The sequence below is a fragment of the Zoogloea sp. genome, assembly GCF_041911615.1.
In the GTDB taxonomy this organism is placed as follows: domain Bacteria; phylum Pseudomonadota; class Gammaproteobacteria; order Burkholderiales; family Rhodocyclaceae; genus Zoogloea.
The window spans coordinates 21979-38272 of sequence record NZ_JAYROR010000130.1; the positions used below are offsets into that span (position 1 = coordinate 21979).

A 16294-nucleotide genomic window follows, 5' to 3' on the forward strand; every position below is an offset into this window, starting at 1 on the left:
CACGATGCGTTCCGCCCCGCCCCTGCGCCGCCTGTGCGCCACCCTGGCCGCCGCCCTCGCGCTGCCGGCGGTGGCCCTGGCGGCGCCTTTCGCTTACGTCCCCAACGAAAAATCCGGCACCGTCTCGGTGATCGACACCGCCACCGACAGCGTCGTGCGGACCCTGCCCGGCGGCGCCCGGCCGCGCGGCATCGCCACCGACGGCCAGCGCCTCTACATCAGCGAAGCGCCGTCCGACGGACTGGTGATCATCGACATCAGCGCCACCGAACCAGCCCGGCGCATCCACCTGGGCGAATCGCCGGAGGGGGTGAACCTCTCCGCCGACCGCCGCAAGGTGGCCGTCGCGGTGGAAGAATCCAACAGCGTGGCGGTGCTCGACGCCGCCACCGGACGCAAGCTCGCCGACATCCGCGTGCGCGGCAAGAACCCCGAACACGCGGTGTTCAGCCCCGATGGCCGCTGGCTGCTGGTCAGCGCCGAGGAAGCCGAACAGGTCGACCTGATCGATCTGCGGCAGCACCGCCAGGTCGCCCAGATCCCGGTCGGCAAGCGCCCGCGCGGGATCGGCTTCACCCCCGACGGACAGCGGGCCTACGTGGCCTGCGAGCTCGCCAACACGGTGTACGCGATCGACATGGCGAGCCGCAGGGTGATCGCCGCGGTGCCCGTCGGCAGCTTCTCCAACGGCGTCGCGGTCGCGCCGGACGGCCGCCGCGTCTACGTCTCCAACGGCAAGGACGGCACGGTGAGCGTGATCCGCACCGCCGACCACCAGGTCGAAGCCACCATCCCGGTGGGCAAGCGCCCCTGGAACATGGCCCTCACCCCCGACGGCCGCAAGCTCTACGTCGCCAACGGCCGCTCCAACAGCGTGACCGCAATCGATACCGAACGGCTCACCGCCATCCGCGAGATCCCCGTCGGCGAACTGCCCTGGGGCGTCGTCATCCAGCCCTGAAACGCCACCGGGCCGGTATTCAACCGGCCCGGCTCGGTCCTTCCGGACCACCCATCTGAATCATTGCGTTACACCTGCTCCAAACTGGAGCAGGTGTAACGCAGCACCGCCTTACAGCTTCAGGATCCACTCGATCGCGGCCTTCAGGTCGGCGTCGCTGATCTTGTCCGGGCCGTTCGGCGTCATCGGCACCTGCCCCCACACGCCCGACCCCCCGTGACGCACCTTGGCGGACAGCACGGCCACCGCATCGGCCTGGCCCTTGTACTTGGCGGCCACGTCCTTGTACGACGGACCGACGCGCTTCTGATCCACCGCATGGCAGGCCACGCAGCGGGCCTTCTTGATGATTTCCTCGGAGGCCACGGCCGGCGCGGCAGCGGCGGCACCCAGGGCAAGGGCGCACAACATCGGGACGAATTTCATAGCTCCTCCAGTTCTTGATTTGTCTGATCGGCTCGTGCGGCAAAGCCGCCTGGCCCTGATGCTGAGCAAAATCCATGCACCCGCGGCGCCGCACCGCCCAAACCCGCGAAGTCCTTGCCAGACAAGCCTTTGAGCCCGGCACCCGGTTCACCGACGGCGCGCCGCGCTGTACCGGTGCGGAACAATTGCTCCATCCCGGCACGTCCCGCCGCGCAACGACGCACCTGTCCAACCCCCTGGGCCACGAAGCGGCAGGGATTTTCACGGCCGGACCCCGCTGGCATGTTTCGTGCAGCGAAAATCACGTGAAAAATGCCGCCCACGCCGCCTCCGACTCGTCCGCCACCCCCGAAGAGGCCATCCGGCGCTCCTGGGAGCGCTGCATGGCCAGCGGCCTGCGCAGCAACGAACACCTGCCCGACGCGCCCGGCTCCCGCGCCAGCCTGTCCGAGCGCCTCGAAGCCAACGCCCGGCTGCTGACCTTCGCGCAGCCGATCATGGAACACCTGCACCAGCAGATCGCCCGCTCCTCGTCGACGATCCTGCTGGCCGACGACGCCGGCACCATCCTGCGCGCCATCGGCGACGCCGACTTCGCCGAACGCGCCGCCCGCGTGGCGCTACAGCCCGGCCACTCGTGGGCCGAGGGCGCGATGGGCACCAACGCCATCGGCACCGCGCTGGCCGAGCAGCGCCCGGTGGCCGTCGTCGGCACCGACCACTACCTCGAACGCAACCGCTTCCTCACCTGCATCGCCACCCCGATCCACGCGCCCACCGGCGGCGTGCTGGGCATCCTCGACATCTCCAGCAGCGCGCCCTTCACCCAGGTGCACGCCCAGGCGCTGCTGCAGACCACCGCCGAGATCATCGAGAACCGCCTGATCGAGAGCATCGCCGAAGCCGCCGTGACGATCCGCTTCCATCCCCACGCCGAGGCACTGTCCTCGCCCCTCGAGGGGCTCGCGGTGTTCGACGAGGGTGGCACCCTGCTGGCGTGCAACCGACGCGCCGAAAAGCTGCTCTCCATCGCCGACGGGCGCCGCGACACGCCTGCCTACGCGCGCATCTTCGAAACGCCCTGGAAGTCGATCCTCGACCACGCGCTGGCCAGCAGCATGCGCACCACCCGCCTGCGCGCCCACGACGGCCGCGAGTTCGCCGCCCGGGTCCAGGCCGGGCACCTGCAGGCCCTGCGCAGCCACACCCCGACGCCACCGCCGCCGACGCCAGCCCGTCACGGCCCCACCCTCGACAGCCTCGATCTGGGCGACAAGGCGGTGAATACCGCGATCCGCCGCGCCCAGCGCATCGTCGGCCTCGACATCCCGCTGCTGATCCAGGGCGAGACCGGCACCGGCAAGGAAGTCTTCGCTCAGGCCTTTCACCACAGCGGGCCGCGCCGCGCCGGGCCTTTCGTCGCGATCAACTGCGCGGCGATCCCCGCCAACCTCATCGAGGCCGAACTGTTCGGCTATCGGGCCGGCGCCTACACCGGTGCCCGCACCGACGGCGCCCGCGGCAAACTGCGCGAAGCCCACGGCGGCACGCTGTTCCTCGACGAGATCGGCGACATGCCGCTACGCCTGCAGGCGGTGCTCCTGCGGGTACTCGAAACCCGCCGCGTCACGCCCCTCGGCGGCGGGCCCGACGAGCGCATCGACCTCGCCCTGGTGTGCGCCAGCCACCGCCCGCTCAAGGCTTTGTGCGAATCGGGCGAGTTCCGCCCCGACCTCTATTTCCGCCTGTCGGCGATGAGCCTGGCGCTGCCGCCGCTACGCGAGCGCAGCGACATCGACGCGCTGGTGCGCCACATCCTGCAGGCCGAATCCCCCCACCGACCGCTGCGCGTCGCCGCCGCGACCCTCGACCTGCTGCGCCGCCATCCGTGGCCCGGCAACATCCGCCAACTCAAGAACGCCCTGCGCCTGGCCACCGCGATGCTCGGCCCCGACGAAGCCACCCTGACGCCCGACCATCTTCCTCACGAACTCCTCGACCAGCCCGACGCCGGCCCGGCCTGCCAGAGCCTGCGCGCCGCCGAGATCCGCCTCGTCGAGGAAACCGTCGCCCGTCACGCCGGCAACATCTCCGCCGCCGCGCGGGAGCTGGGCATCACCCGCACCACGCTGTACCGCAAGCTGCGCCGCGGCTGATCCGGCGTTTCAAGGCACCCGGCGGCCGTGGGATACTCGCGGCTTCGTTCCCTCCCCGTGTGTTCCGAGCCCGCCATGTTCCGCCCGATCGCCCCCTTCACTGCCGCCCTCCTCGCCGCCCTCGGCCTCGCCGCCTGCACCCCGGCGCCGTCGCCCGCCGTGCCCGAGCTGCGCACCCAGTTCAAGCCCGGCTACCCCCTCGGCGAGGCCGTCAAGGCACTCAAGGCGCGCAACACCACCTTCTCCGTGATGAGCGCCGCCGAGTGCGAGACGATGGCCCGCCAGAGCGCCCTCGCCGCCGAACTGCGCCCCCGCGGCGGGCCGTGCATCTACGGCAAGATCCCGGTCTCGAAGAACTGGCTCGGCGGGCGCACCGACGTGATCCTGCAGCTGGTGTTCGCCGCCGACAGCACGCTGGTCGACGGCAACTTCGAGGAAATCAGCACCGCCGTGGGCTGGCAGCCCTGAGCCCGGCTCAGGCCGGCGTGCCGAGCCGTTCGCGCAGGTAGGCGACGAAGACCTGCACCGCCTTCGGTACGTGGGCGCTGTAGGGGCGGATCGCGCACAGGCGGTCGCCGTAGATCGTCACCGCCCGCCAGTCGGGCAGCACGCGCACCAGCCGCCCGGTGGCAAGCTCGGCGCGGGCGCTGAAATCGGGGATCAGGGCGATCCCCAGCGCGCCCAGCACCGCTTCGCGCAGCACCTCGCTGTTGTTGGCCGAAAAGCTGCCGCGGATGCCCACGCTGACCGCCGGCCCGCCGCCTTCGGGCTCGAAGTGCCAGCTCGGCGTGCCCTCGGCGCGCAGGTAGGTCAGGCAGTCGTGGGCAGCCAGCGCCTCGGGATGGGTCGGCATGCCGCGGCGGCGCAGATAATCCGGGCTCGCCACGAGCAGCGAGCGGGTCTCGCACAGGGTCCAGGCCACGTGGGTCTCGGGCACCATCGCCACGTGGCGGATCGCCAGGTCGAAGCCGTCCTGCACCAGCGAGCTGAGGCGCTCGGACAGGTCCAGCTCGATGCGCAGCTCGGGATGACAGCGCAGGAAATCCGCCACCAGCGGCGCGATGTACTGACGCCCGAAGGCCGTCGCCACCGTCACCCGCAGCAGCCCGCGCGGCGCGTCGGCGAGGTCGCGCACACCGGCAAAGCTGCGCTCGATCTGGGCAAACGCGCCGCGGGTCGAATCCACCAGCGACTGGCCGGCCTCGGTGAGCCGCACGCTGCGCGTGGTACGCCGCACCAGCGGCACACCGGCGGCCGCTTCCAGTTCGCCGATGCGCAGGCTCATCGCCGACTTGCTGACGCCCAGCCGGGCCGCCGCCGCGGTGTAGCTGCCGCAGTCGGCGAGCACGCCGAGCCAATGCACGTGGGCCCACAGGGCGTCGATTTGTCTGATTTTCATGGACGCGATTGTTCAATATTTCGAACAGTAAAACCAGCCATCGCGTCTTCCGCCCCCGCCGCCCGCTCCTTACACTGCAGGGCCGGATCACTCACGCCGCCTGGAGCCCCCATGCAACTCACGCCCCGCCTCGTCCTGATGCTCGCCACGCCGCCCGCCATGTGGGCGAGCAACGCGGTGGTCGGCCGCATGGCCATCGGCAGCATCGACCCGCTATGGCTCAACGCCCTGCGCTGGATCGTGGCCTTCGCGCTGCTGCTGCCGCTGGGCTGGGCGGCCATCGGCACGGCTGCCGCCCGGGCCGAGATCGCCGCGCGCTGGAAGTACCTGGCGGTGATCGGCATCATCGGCGTGGGCGCCTACAACGCGCTGCAGTACATGGCGCTGCGCACCAGCACGCCGCTCAACGTGACCCTCATCGCGTCGAGTTCGCCGGTGTGGGCGATGGTCGTCGGCGCGGTGGGCTTCAAGGTGCATCCGACCCGTCTGCAGCTGATCGGCGCGGTGCTGTCGCTGTGCGGCGTGGCGCTGGTGATGTCGCGCGGCAACCCGGCGGCGCTGGCCGATGTGCGCTTCGTGCAGGGCGACCTGCTGATGCTGATCGCGATCATCGGCTGGTCGCTCTACAGCTGGATGCTCGCCAAGCCGCCCGCCCACATGCAGGGCGCCGCGCGGCCGGGCTGGAACTGGGCGCAGTTTCTCGTCGCCCAGGCGATCTTCGGGGTGAGCGGCGCGGTGGCGACCGCCGTGGTGGGCGACCTGATTGCGCCGTCGGCACCCACCCAGTGGTCATGGCAGCTCATCGCGACGATCCTGTTCGTGGCCATCGGCCCGTCGATCATCGCCTACCGCCTGTGGGGCCTCGCGGTGGCCGAGGCCGGGCCGGCGATGGCCTCGATCTTCTACAACCTCACCCCGCTGTTCGCCGCGGTGCTGTCGGCGGTGGTGATCGGCGAAGGCCCGCAGCCCTTCCACGGCGTCGCCTTCGGACTGATCGTCGCGGGCATCGCGGTATCGTCCCGGTCGAGCGCGCGCGCCAGCCGCTGAAGGCGGACCGCGGCGCCAGAAACGACAAGCCCCGGCGGGGGGACGTCCGGGGCTTGTCGGGGTTGCCGGGTCAGGCGGCGCGGCTTACTTGGGCGCCAGGGTCAGGATCCACTTCACCAGCTTCTTGGCATCGGTTTCCTTGATCGCCACCTTGTTGGGCGGCATCGCGAGACCACTCACCTTGTCCTTCCAGTGGCTGCCGTAGGGGTTGGAGCCCTCCAGCACCACGCGGGTCAGGAACACGTCGGCCCCCGGCTTGCCCTTGTACATCTTGGCCACGTCCTGCCAGGCCGGGCCGATCGGCGCCATGCCGTTGGGGCCCGGGGTGCCGGATTCGATGCTGTGGCAGGTCAGGCAGCCGCTCTTGGTGGCGAGGGCCTTCATCTCGTCGTCCGCCGCCGCCGAGGCGGAGCCGGCAATCACGGCCAGCCCGGCCAGCAGCGCGGCTTTGCGTAAGGCATTCATCTTTCTTCTCCTTGGCTAAAAAAACTCCGATTGTCCGGACGGCACCGCGCCATCCGGTGCAAACTCCTGCGCGCCGCCGCCTCAGGCGGCCGACGCCAATGGCAGGCTGAGCCGCACCTGCAGGCCGCCGCCCGGCGCATCGGCCAGCCAGCAGCGCCCGCCGGCCAGCTCGGCCCGTTCGCGCATCCCCAGCATGCCGCCGCGGGCACGCTGGCGCACGGCTTCCACCGTGCCCACGCCGTTGTCGCACACCGTCAGTTCGACCGCCGGCCCGCGCGTCTGCAACGACAGCCGCACGCGGCTCGCCACGCTGTGCCGCAGCACGTTGGTCAGGGCTTCCTGCAGCGTGCGATACAAGGCCAGACCGGCCTGCGGGGGCAGCGCCGGCAAGGTGGGGGGAAACTCGGTCTCGATGCCGATCTGCGGCGCCCGGCCGCGCCAGCCGCGCACGAGGTCGTTGAGGGCATCGACGATCTGGCGGCCGTCGAGCCCGTGGGGCCGCAGCTGGGCCAGGAGGGTGCGCACCTGACCGAGCATCCGGGAGGCCTCCTGGCGGATGTCGCGGGCGCAGGCCTGCAACTGCTCGGGGCTCGCCCGGCCGGCCTGACGCTCGATGTAGGTGGCGGACAGATTCACCGCGGTGAGGGCCTGGCCGAACTCGTCGTGCAGTTCCCGCGCCAGCTCGCGGCGCTCCCGCTCCTGCAGCTCGAGGAGCTGCCGGGAGAGCGCGCGTTCGTTGTCGCGGGCGGCGGCCAGGTCGGCCGACAGGCGTTCGATGGCCAGTGCGATGCTGGCGAACTCGCGGAGGCGGAACGGCGGCAGGCTCACCGCGCCGTCGCCCCGCCCGATCCGGTCGAGCCCCTGTTCGAGCGCGCGCACCGGCCGCAGCGCCCGGTGGGCGGCCAGCCAGGCCACCGCCGCCATCGCCAGCGAGAACACCAGCAGCGTCGCCATGCTGCGCAGGCCATCGCGCAGCACCTCGCGGATTTCGGCCGACGCATCGGCGCGGATCACCAGCACGGCGTCGCCCAGCGTCACCCGGCGCTCGTGGATCGGCCGCTCGCCGATCAGCAGGGTCGCCAGCCGCGCCAGGCCTCCCGACGCCGCCGGCGGGGCCGCCTGCTCCAGACTGGAGCGCTCCAGCGCCAGGGCGATGTGTCGCAAATGACCACTTTCGATCAACGCCTGCAGCGCCTCGGGGCGCGATGTCTCGGCCGCGCTCAGCGCCAGGATGACATTGACGAGGCGCGTGGACGCCTCCATTTCCTCGGCCACGTCGTCGCGCAGGGCCAGCCCGACCCACGCCGCCGCTGCCGTCAGCAGCGCCAGCGCAAATCCGAGCACGTAACCGAACAGTCTCCAGCGAAGGTCCACCGTCGCCCCCCTGTTTTTATAGTATGACCTGCCATCAGCAAGGCATGTGCCAGTTCGCGACCACCCCGACCGTCGGCGACGGCCATGCCTGCGCCATACGCCCCGCAGCGCGCCCGGCGCCAGTCTGATAACCTCGCCGGCTGTCATGCCCCGGCGGCCCTGCCGCGGCGGCGCCCACCAAGGAAGGCCATGCGTTTCCCGTTCCATCTCCCGATCCGGCTGTCGGCGCAATGCCTGCCGCTGCTCCTCGCCGGCTGCACCTCGGTCATCGCCGGGCACACCCTCGACGCCCGCCTGGGCCCGCCCGACCCGGCCCGCTTCGACAAGGCGCCGGCCCCGGTCGCCCCGGCGCCCGACTACTGGAACCACGTCCGCCCGATCGTCGATCGGCGCTGCGTGAGCTGCCACGCCTGCTACGACGCCCCCTGCCAGCTCAAGCTCACCCGCTTCGACGGGCTCACCCGTGGCGCCAATCCCGATCGGGTGTACTCCAGCACCCGCCTCACCGCCGCCGCCCCGACGCGCCTCGGCTTCGACGCCGCCAGCAACGTCGAATGGCGCCAGAAGGGCTTTCACCCGATCCTCAACGAACGGGCGCCAACCCCCGTCGCCAACCGCGAGGCCAGCGTGCTGTACCGCATCCTCGCCCTCAAGCAGGCCCACCCCGGCCCGAGCGACGGCCCGCAGCCCGACAAGAAGTTCGACTTCTCCCTCGACCGCGCCCAGAGCTGCACCCGCATCGAAGCGATGGACGGCTTCACCCGCGATCACCCGGAATGGGGTATGCCCTTCGGCCTGCCGCCCCTCAGCGCGGCCGAACACGACACCCTCGCCCGCTGGATCGAGGCCGGTGCCCCCTACAGCCCGCCGCCACCGCCGCCGGCCGGGGTACAGGCGCGCATCGCCGAATGGGAAACCCTCCTCAACGGCGACAGCCCGCAGGCCCGCCTCGCCGCCCGCTACATCTACGAGCACTGGTACGTCGGGCAACTGCACTTCGATATCCACCCCGAGCAGCGCTTCGAGCTCGTGCGCAGCCGCACCCCGCCCGGCCAGCCCATCGATGTGATCGCCACCCGCCGTCCCTACGACGACCCCGGCGTGGCACGGGTCTATTACCGCCTGCGCGGCACCGAGGAAACCCCGGTCGCCAAGACCTACATGCCGCTGGCGCTCGATCCGGCGCGGCTCGCCCGCGTGCGCAAGTGGTTCTTCGACACCCCGCTCGCCGTCGCCGAACTGCCCGGCTACGACCCGCGCACCGCCTCCAATCCCTTCGCCACCTTCGCCGCCCTGCCGGTGGACAGCCGCTACCGCTTCATGCTCGACGACGCCCAGTTCACCCTGATGGGCTTCATGAAGGGCCCGGTGTGCCGCGGCCAGGTCGCCCTCAACGTCATCACCGACCACTTCTGGGTGCTCTTCTACGCCCCCGAGCATGAAGCCGCCATCGACATCGACCGCCTGCTCGCCACCACCCACCCCAATCTCGGCCTCCCCGCCGGCGACGACAGCACCGTCGGCATCCTCGCCTGGCGCACCTACGCCGCCGCCGAAAAACGCTACCTCAAGACCAAGACCGAATTCCTCGCCGGGCGCGTCCGCACCCCACCCCGGGTGACCGACCTGTGGTCCGGCGACGGCATCAACCCCACCGCCGGCCTCACCGTGTTCCGCCACTTCGACAGCGCCTCGGTGGTGCGCGGCCTCGTCGGCGAGCGGCCGCAGACCGCGATGGTGCTCGGCTACCCGCTGTTCGAACGGATGCACTACCTGCTGGTCGCCGGCTTCGACGTCTTCGGCAACGTCGGCCACCAGCTCGCCACCCGGCTTTACATGGATTTCCTGCGCATGGAAGGCGAGGAGAACTTCCTCACCCTGCTGCCGCTCAAGGACCGCCAGAAGGCCCTCGACCTCTGGTACCGCGGCCGCCCCGACCGCATCCGCGAATTCGCCGACGCCGCCGCCTACTTTCCTGGCGAGAGCGGCGTGCGCTACCGCGCCAGTGACACCCTCGGCGAGCTCTACAAGACCGTCGCCCAGTACCTGCGCCCGGTGCGCGAACGCCGCCTCGATCTGGCCGACAACGGCTTCGACGCCGCCACCGTCGCCGAACTGCGCAAGCTCGGCGGCATCACCGGGCGGGCTGCCTCCCTGCTGCCCGAGCACAGCATCCTGCTCATCACCCAGCGCGACGGCCGCCGCCGCATCGTCTCGGTGCTGCGCAACAGCGCCCACAGCAACGTCGCCGAACTGTTCAGCGAAGACGCCCGGCGCCTGCCCGACGAGGACACCCTCAGCGTCATCGACGGCATCGCCGGCGCCTACCCCAACGCCTTCTACCAGCTCGACGCCGCCGAACTGCCGCGCTTCATCCGGGCCGTCGAGGCGCTGGGCAGCGACGCCGACCTGCTGCACCTCACCCAGCGCTTCGCGATCCGCCGCACCGATTCGCGCTTCTGGGTGGTCAGCGACGCCATCCACGACCTGTGGCGCGAAAGCACCCCACGCGAAGCCGCCATCCTCGACTACAGCCGCCTCGACAACCGCTGAGAATCCGGCGCCCAAAAACAAGAACGCCCCTCGCGGGGCGTCTCGCTGCAGCGTGCCGACGGACGATCAGGGCATGCAGATCTGGCCGGCGACCACCGCCGGCACGCCAACCAGGGTGCCCATCAGGTGCAGGTAACCCGTCACGTTGGCGTAGGCGCCCTGCTTGTTGGTCCCGGTGATCACGATCTGCTCGGTGAACGCCTTGGGAACCTGCTGGCCGTTCGGCAGCGCCACCGGCTGCAGCACCACCACGTCGCTGGTGTAGATCTTGGTGGCGCGCGCGCCGTTGCCCAGGGTGATCGTCGAGCGCGCGGTCTGGACCACGCGCGGCAACTGCTGCGGGTCGAGCGACGGCAGCGCCACCGGCGTCAGGGTCGCCGGCGCGCCCGGCACGAGGCTCACCGCCCCCTCCGCCGTGGTGCCCGAGAACCCCGTCCCCACCGGGAAACCGGCCAGGTTGAGCTGCGTCGAGAAACACTCCTGGCGGGTGAACACCGTGCCCGGCACCTTCGGATCGGCCGCCCCCACGATTCCGCAGGAAGCGTCCGGCACCAGCCGGGCGGTGCCCACGACGGGCACACAGGCCGCGCCGGCAAGCGTGGAAGAGGCCGCCAGCAGCAGCGGAACAAGCAGCTTCGGGGTGATGCGAACGCTCATCGAAGTTTCTCCGGTAGTGAGTGGAGGGGAAAAAACTCCGGTCGCGCCGTGCGCGCCGGCAAGGCCGCAGAGGATGCCAGAGTCGCCCCACGCCCGGCCACCGCAGCGGCATGTTTTTCCAGACCGCGACAACCCGAAATGGGTTTTCGAGCCGTCCGTCATCCGCCGAGCCCGAACACGGGCTTAAGACAAATTTAAGCCAGCGGGAGGATGATCGCGGTTTTGGATCGTTCCCCGACTGCCCGCCATGCCGACGCCCCTCCGCCGCCCGTCGTCCGTCGCCAGCACGGCCCTGCTCGCCGCGCTCGTCGCCTCCGCCCCCGTCCACGCCGCCGACCCGGCCTTCGTCGCCATCACCGCCGCCCAGGGGCAGGCCCTCGGCGTCGTCACCCAGCGCGTCGCCAGCGGTGCCACCGCGGTGGCGGCCGGGCTGCCGGCCACCGTCAGCATCCCCAACGGCCAGGTGCGGGTCATCGCCGCGCCGCTGGCCGGCGTGGTCGAAAGCCTCGAAACCGCGCCCGGCCTCAACGTGCGCAAGGGCCAGGTGCTGGCCCGCCTCGCCAGCCCGCAGGCGCTGGAACTGCAGCGCGACCGCATCCAGGCCGATTCCCAGGCCGCGCTCGCCAGCCAGACCCTCAAGCGCGACGAACAGCTCTACCGCGAAGGCCTGATCGCCGAAGCGCGCCTGCAAGCCAGCCGCGCCAACGCCGCCCAGAGCGCCGCCCAGGCCGCCGAGCGGCGCCAGGAGCTGGCGCTCGCCCAGCACAGCGGCGGGCAGACGCTGACCCTCGTCGCCCCCATTGCGGGCAGCGTGCTCGAACAACAGGCCAGCGTCGGCCAGCGCGTCGAGCAATCGGCGCCGCTGTACCGCATTGCCCGCCTCGACCCGCTGTGGGTCGAGATCCAGGCGCCGCTCGCCATCGCCGCCCAGGCACGGGTCGGCACGCCCCTGGTGGTGGCCGGCGGCAGCGCCCGGGGCGAGCTGATCGCCATCGGCCGCGCGGTGGACGCCGCCAGCCAGAGCGTGCTGCTGCGCGGCCTCGTCACCCGCGGCGCTGACAGCCTGCGCCCCGGCCAGGCCACCGCGGTCGATCTGGAACTCGGCCAGGGCGCCGCCCCGACGGCCGTGCAGGTGCCGACCAGCGCGGTGCTGCGCCACGACAACAAGCCGTGGGTCTTCGTGGCGGCGCGCGACGGCCAGGCCACCGGCTACCGGGCCATCCCGGTGACACTCAAGGGCCGCCTCGGCGACGCCACCCTGGTCGGCGGCCTGCCCCCCGACGCCACCGTCGTCACCGCCGGGGTCGCCGCCCTCAAGGCGAGCTGGCTCGGCATCGGAAAGGAATGAGGTAGCGCCGCGATGCTCTCCCGCCTCATCGAGTTCTCCCTCACCCAGCGCCTGCTGGTGCTGGTCGCCACCCTGCTGCTGATCGGCGCCGGCGTATCGGCCTGGAACAGCCTGCCCATCGACGCCTTCCCCGACGTCTCCACCACTCAGGTCAAGCTCATCATCAAGGCGCCGGGGATGACCCCCGAGGAAGTCGAGTCGCGCATCACCGTGCCCATCGAACAGGAGATGCTGGGCATCCCCCACCAGCGCATCCTGCGCTCCACATCCAAGTACGCGCTGGCCGACGTGACCCTCGACTTCGACGACGGCACCGACATCTACTGGGCCCGCCAGCAGGTCGGCGAACGCCTCGCCAACGTGATGGGCAACCTCCCGCCCGGCGCCAGCGGCGGCCTCGCCCCGATCACCACGCCGCTGGGCGAAATGTTCATGTTCACCATCGAAGGGCCGATTTCCCTCGAGGAAAAGCGCACCCTGCTCGACTGGACGATCCGGCCGGCGCTGCGCACCGTCAGCGGCGTGGCCGACGTCAACAGCCTGGGCGGCGAAGTGCGCAGTTTCGAAATCAGCCCCGACCCGGCGGCCCTCGCCGCCCGCGGCCTGACCCTCGCCCAGCTCGCCGGCGCCCTCGAGGCCAACAACCGCAACGACGGCGCCGGGCGCCTCTCCGAAGGCGAGGAAACCCTGCTGGTGCGCGCCGAGGGCGCCATCCGCACCCTCGACGACGTGCGTGCGATCGTGCTCAAGAACCAGGGCGGCATCGTCCGGGTGGGCGACGTGGCGAGCGTGCGCGTCGGCGCCCTGACCCGCTACGGCGCGGTGACCCACAGCGGCGCCGGCGAGGCGGTCGAAGGGCTGGTCCTCGGCCTGCGCGGCGCCAACGCCGGCAAGGTGGTCGAGGCGGTCAAGGCGCGGCTCGCCGAGATCGCCCCCCAACTGCCGCCGGGCGTCAGCGTGGTGCCCTTCTACGACCGCAGCGAACTCGTCGGGCGCGCGGTGCACACCGTCTCCAAGGCCCTCGTCGAGGCCATCGTGCTGGTGCTGGTGCTGCTGCTCGCCTTCCTGGGCAACCTGCGCGCCGCGCTGGTGGTGGCGCTGATGCTGCCGCTGGCCGCCCTGGCCACCTTCATCGCGATGCGCAGCGTCGGCCTGTCGGCCAACCTGATGAGCCTCGGCGGCCTCGCCATCGCCATCGGGATGCTCGTCGATGCGGCGGTGGTGGTGGTCGAGAACATCGAGACCCAGCTCGCCGAAGGCGGCGCCGCGGCCCGCCAGCCGCTGCTCCATCTGGTGTTCCGGGCCACCCGCGAGGTGGCCGCGCCGGTGGCATCGGGCATCCTCATCATCGTCATCGTGTTCCTGCCGCTGCTCACCCTCGAAGGGCTCGAGGGCAAGCTGTTCAGCCCGGTGGCGATGACCATCGTGTTCGCACTCTCCGCCTCGCTGATCCTGTCCCTCACCGTCGTGCCGGTGCTGGCGTCCTACCTGCTCAAGCGCGGCGACGCCCACGAGCCCTGGCTGATCCGCAAGCTGCAGGCCGGCTACGCGCCGCTGCTCGCCTTCGCGCTGGCCCGCGGCAAGCTCGTGGCCGGGCTCGCCGGTGCCTCGCTGGTGGCCGCGGCGGTCGCCTACCTGGCGCTGGGCAAGGCCTTCATGCCGACCATGGACGAGGGCGACATCATCATGCAGCTCGAAAAGCTGCCCTCCATCAGCCTCGCCCAGACCATTGCCACCGACCTCGCCGTGCAGCGCGCCGTGATGAAGGCCGTGCCCGAGGTCAAGGCCATCGTCGCCCGCTCCGGCTCCGACGAGCTGGGCCTCGACCCGATGGGCCTCAACCAGACCGACACCTTCCTCGTCCTCAAGCCCCGCGACGAATGGCGCCAGCCCGACAAGGACTGGCTCGCCGACCAGCTGCGCGCGGTGATGGAGAACTTCCCCGGCATCGCCCTCACCTTCACCCAGCCGATCGACATGCGCGTCTCCGAGATGCTCACCGGCGTGCGCGGCGATCTGGCGATCAAGCTCTACGGGCCCGATCTGCCCACCCTCAACCACCTGGCCAGCCAGATCGAGGCCGTGGTGAAGGCCGTGCCAGGCGCCGAGGACACCATCACCATCCGCAACGAGGGCGTGCAATACCTCAAGGTGCAGGTGGATCGCCTCGCCGCCGGCCGCTTCGGGCTCAATGTCGAGGACGTCCAGAACAGCCTGCGCAGCCTGCTCGAAGGCCGCATCGCCGGCACGGTGATCGAATCCACCCGCCGCGTGCCGCTCCTGATCCGTGGCCCCGGCCAGCTGCAGCGCGACCCGGACGCCTTCGCCGCGCTGCGCATCACCACCCCCGACGGCGCCAGCCTGCCGCTCGCCAGCGTCGCGAAGATCGAGCGGGTCGACGGCCCGGTGCAGGTGGTGCGCGAGAACGCCCAGCGCTACGCGGTGATCCAGTCCAACGTGCGCGACCGCGATCTGGTCGGCTTCGTGGACGAAGCCAAGGCCGCCGTCGCCGCCAAAGTGCCGCTGCCGACCGGCTACCGCCTCGCCTGGGGCGGCCAGTTCGAGAACCAGCAGCGCGCCGCCGCCCGCCTCGGCGTCGTCGTGCCGGTGGCCCTGGGGCTGATCTTCGTGCTGCTGTTCTCCACCTTCGGCTCGGTTCGGCAGGCCCTGCTGGTGCTGGCGATGGTGCCCTTCGCGATGGTCGGCGGGGTATTCGCCCTGGCGATCTCCGGCGAATACCTGTCGGTGCCGGCCTCGGTGGGCTTCATCGCGCTGCTCGGCATCGCGGTGCTCAACGGCGTGGTGATGGTGAGCTACTTCAACCAGCTCCACGCCCGCGGCATGCCCATCGGCGAGGTCGTCGTCGAAGGCGCCCGGCGCCGTCTGCGCCCGGTCCTCATGACCGCCAACATCGCCGCCCTCGGCCTGGTGCCGCTGCTGTTCGCCACCGGCCCCGGCTCCGAAGTCCAGCGCCCCCTCGCCATCGTCGTGATCGGCGGGCTGGTCAGCGCCACCGCCCTCACCCTGCTCCTGCTGCCGCTGCTGTACCGCCGCTTCGGCATTGCCCCCACCGCGCCCGCCGCCGCCCCATGATGACCGACTCCACTCCCGTCGTCCTGACCCTCGTGATGCCCATCGAAGTCGCCGACCCGCTCATCGAGACGCTGCTCGAACACCCGGAACTCGCCCCCGGCTTCACCAGCCACCCGGTCGAAGGCCAGGGCCAGCGCGTCACCTTCGTCGGCACCGCCGAGCACGTGCGCGGCCGGGCCGCCTACGCCCGGGTGCAACTCGTCGTCGGGCGCAGCGAGGCCGACAGCCTGCTCGCCATCCTGCGCGAACGCTTCGCCACCGACCGGGTGTTCTTCTGGATGGTCCCGGCCATCGCCAGCGGGAGACTCGCATGAAGCGCCACCTGCTCGCCCTGCTCCTCGCCGCCCTGCCCCTGGCCGCCCCGGCGGGCGAAGCCGCCGACGGGCCCGACCTGCCGCCCCGCGCCCAGGTGCTCGACGCCCTCTCCACCAGCCCGATGGTGCGCGCCGCCGGCAGCCAGATCGAGGTCGAGGAAGCCCGCAGCCGGCGCCTCGCCGCCGGCCCCCACGAATGGACGCTGCGCTTGACCGATCAGCAACGCCGGGTCCGCGTCAGCCCCGCCGAGCGCTACAACGAATGGGACGTGGGCGTCGAACGCGCCGTGCGCCTGCCCGGCAAGGGCGAGCTCGACCGCCAGCTCGGCGCCGCCGGCATCGCCAGCGCCCGCATCGGCCGTGGCGACGCCCTCCACGAAGCCAGCCGCGCCCTGCTCTCGGGCTGGTTCGACTGGCTGCGCGAAGAAGCCGCCGCCGACCAGTGGCGCCGCCAGCGCGACGTGCTCGCCCGCCAGGCCGGCGCCGTCAAGCGCCGGGTCG

Annotated in this window: 13 protein-coding genes and 1 pseudogene; 9 read left to right on the plus strand and 5 right to left on the minus strand. The window is 71.4% G+C overall.

The features are described 5' to 3' along the window. Positions 1-4: 4 nt before the first annotated feature. On the plus strand, positions 5-961 hold the full coding sequence (locus tag ACE3P2_RS17355; RefSeq protein ID WP_374266778.1) for a beta-propeller fold lactonase family protein: 957 nt from the start codon (positions 5-7) through the stop codon (positions 959-961). Between the two features lie 111 nt (positions 962-1072). On the opposite strand, the gene ACE3P2_RS17360 is transcribed toward ACE3P2_RS17355, so the two are convergent. After that, positions 1073-1387 (minus strand): c-type cytochrome, encoded by a 315-nt coding sequence (locus ACE3P2_RS17360; protein WP_374266780.1) that lies wholly within the window; start codon positions 1385-1387, stop codon positions 1073-1075. Positions 1388-1692: 305 nt separating this feature from the next. On the opposite strand from ACE3P2_RS17360, the gene ACE3P2_RS17365 reads away from it, so the two are divergent. Together ACE3P2_RS17365 and ACE3P2_RS17370 are read left to right on the plus strand one after the other, a co-directional pair. After that, a complete protein-coding gene (locus ACE3P2_RS17365; protein ID WP_374266782.1) occupies positions 1693-3543 on the plus strand; it encodes a sigma-54-dependent Fis family transcriptional regulator in 1851 nt (616 codons plus the stop codon). Positions 3544-3618: 75 nt separating this feature from the next. Beyond that, on the plus strand, positions 3619-4011 hold the full coding sequence (locus ACE3P2_RS17370) for a hypothetical protein (RefSeq protein WP_374266784.1): 393 nt from the start codon (positions 3619-3621) through the stop codon (positions 4009-4011). Between the two features lie 7 nt (positions 4012-4018). Here the strand turns inward: ACE3P2_RS17370 and ACE3P2_RS17375 are convergent, their stop codons facing one another. Next, positions 4019-4942: a LysR family transcriptional regulator gene (locus tag ACE3P2_RS17375; protein ID WP_374266786.1), complete on the minus strand. Its 924-nt coding sequence runs from the start codon at positions 4940-4942 to the stop codon at positions 4019-4021. A 111-nt stretch (positions 4943-5053) separates the two neighbouring features. Here ACE3P2_RS17375 and ACE3P2_RS17380 point away from each other — a divergent pair, with 111 nt between their 5' ends. Continuing rightward, positions 5054-5989 carry a DMT family transporter gene (locus tag ACE3P2_RS17380; RefSeq protein WP_374266788.1) on the plus strand — a complete coding sequence of 312 codons (936 nt, stop codon included), beginning with the start codon at positions 5054-5056 and terminating at the stop codon, positions 5987-5989. Positions 5990-6073: 84 nt separating this feature from the next. On the opposite strand, the gene ACE3P2_RS17385 is transcribed toward ACE3P2_RS17380, so the two are convergent. Both ACE3P2_RS17385 and ACE3P2_RS17390 read right to left on the minus strand, forming a co-directional pair. Continuing rightward, positions 6074-6454 carry a c-type cytochrome gene (locus tag ACE3P2_RS17385; RefSeq protein ID WP_374266790.1) on the minus strand — a complete coding sequence of 127 codons (381 nt, stop codon included), beginning with the start codon at positions 6452-6454 and terminating at the stop codon, positions 6074-6076. A gap of 81 nt (positions 6455-6535) precedes the next feature. Continuing rightward, a complete protein-coding gene (locus ACE3P2_RS17390; RefSeq protein ID WP_374266792.1) occupies positions 6536-7828 on the minus strand; it encodes a sensor histidine kinase in 1293 nt (430 codons plus the stop codon). 189 nt (positions 7829-8017) lie between these two features. Between ACE3P2_RS17390 and ACE3P2_RS17395 the strand changes: the two genes are divergently transcribed. Next, positions 8018-10381 carry a fatty acid cis/trans isomerase gene (locus ACE3P2_RS17395; RefSeq protein ID WP_374266794.1) on the plus strand — a complete coding sequence of 788 codons (2364 nt, stop codon included), beginning with the start codon at positions 8018-8020 and terminating at the stop codon, positions 10379-10381. A gap of 66 nt (positions 10382-10447) precedes the next feature. On the opposite strand, the gene ACE3P2_RS17400 is transcribed toward ACE3P2_RS17395, so the two are convergent. After that, positions 10448-11038, minus strand: coding sequence for a hypothetical protein (locus ACE3P2_RS17400; RefSeq protein ID WP_374266796.1), 591 nt, complete (start codon positions 11036-11038; stop codon positions 10448-10450). Positions 11039-11285: 247 nt separating this feature from the next. On the opposite strand from ACE3P2_RS17400, the gene ACE3P2_RS17405 reads away from it, so the two are divergent. The 4 genes and pseudogenes from ACE3P2_RS17405 to ACE3P2_RS17420 all read left to right on the plus strand — a co-directional run. Beyond that, positions 11286-12386, plus strand: coding sequence for an efflux RND transporter periplasmic adaptor subunit (locus ACE3P2_RS17405; RefSeq protein WP_374266798.1), 1101 nt, complete (start codon positions 11286-11288; stop codon positions 12384-12386). A 12-nt stretch (positions 12387-12398) separates the two neighbouring features. After that, positions 12399-15479, plus strand: coding sequence for an efflux RND transporter permease subunit (locus tag ACE3P2_RS17410; protein WP_374266800.1), 3081 nt, complete (start codon positions 12399-12401; stop codon positions 15477-15479). Beyond that, positions 15476-15793 (plus strand): DUF3240 family protein, encoded by a 318-nt coding sequence (locus ACE3P2_RS17415; RefSeq protein ID WP_374266802.1) that lies wholly within the window; start codon positions 15476-15478, stop codon positions 15791-15793. The genes ACE3P2_RS17410 and ACE3P2_RS17415 overlap by 4 nt, the downstream gene beginning before the upstream one ends. After that, positions 15790-16294 (plus strand): annotated as a pseudogene (locus ACE3P2_RS17420) (hypothetical protein); the annotation flags it as partial. The gene ACE3P2_RS17415 and the pseudogene ACE3P2_RS17420, both read left to right, overlap by 4 nt.

Excerpts from the sequence above, each read along its gene's own strand:
- ACE3P2_RS17355 (WP_374266778.1), top strand. The coding sequence starts at position 5 with ATGCGTTCCGCCCCGCCCCTGCGCCGCCTGTGCGCCACCCTGGCCGCC.
- ACE3P2_RS17400 (WP_374266796.1), bottom strand. The coding sequence starts at position 11,038 with ATGAGCGTTCGCATCACCCCGAAGCTGCTTGTTCCGCTGCTGCTGGCG.
- ACE3P2_RS17380 (WP_374266788.1), top strand. The coding sequence starts at position 5,054 with ATGCAACTCACGCCCCGCCTCGTCCTGATGCTCGCCACGCCGCCCGCC.
- ACE3P2_RS17415 (WP_374266802.1), top strand. The coding sequence starts at position 15,476 with ATGATGACCGACTCCACTCCCGTCGTCCTGACCCTCGTGATGCCCATC.
- ACE3P2_RS17360 (WP_374266780.1), bottom strand. The coding sequence starts at position 1,387 with ATGAAATTCGTCCCGATGTTGTGCGCCCTTGCCCTGGGTGCCGCCGCT.
- ACE3P2_RS17405 (WP_374266798.1), top strand. The coding sequence starts at position 11,286 with ATGCCGACGCCCCTCCGCCGCCCGTCGTCCGTCGCCAGCACGGCCCTG.
- ACE3P2_RS17375 (WP_374266786.1), bottom strand. The coding sequence starts at position 4,942 with ATGAAAATCAGACAAATCGACGCCCTGTGGGCCCACGTGCATTGGCTC.
- ACE3P2_RS17370 (WP_374266784.1), top strand. The coding sequence starts at position 3,619 with ATGTTCCGCCCGATCGCCCCCTTCACTGCCGCCCTCCTCGCCGCCCTC.
- ACE3P2_RS17410 (WP_374266800.1), top strand. The coding sequence starts at position 12,399 with ATGCTCTCCCGCCTCATCGAGTTCTCCCTCACCCAGCGCCTGCTGGTG.
- ACE3P2_RS17395 (WP_374266794.1), top strand. The coding sequence starts at position 8,018 with ATGCGTTTCCCGTTCCATCTCCCGATCCGGCTGTCGGCGCAATGCCTG.
- ACE3P2_RS17385 (WP_374266790.1), bottom strand. The coding sequence starts at position 6,454 with ATGAATGCCTTACGCAAAGCCGCGCTGCTGGCCGGGCTGGCCGTGATT.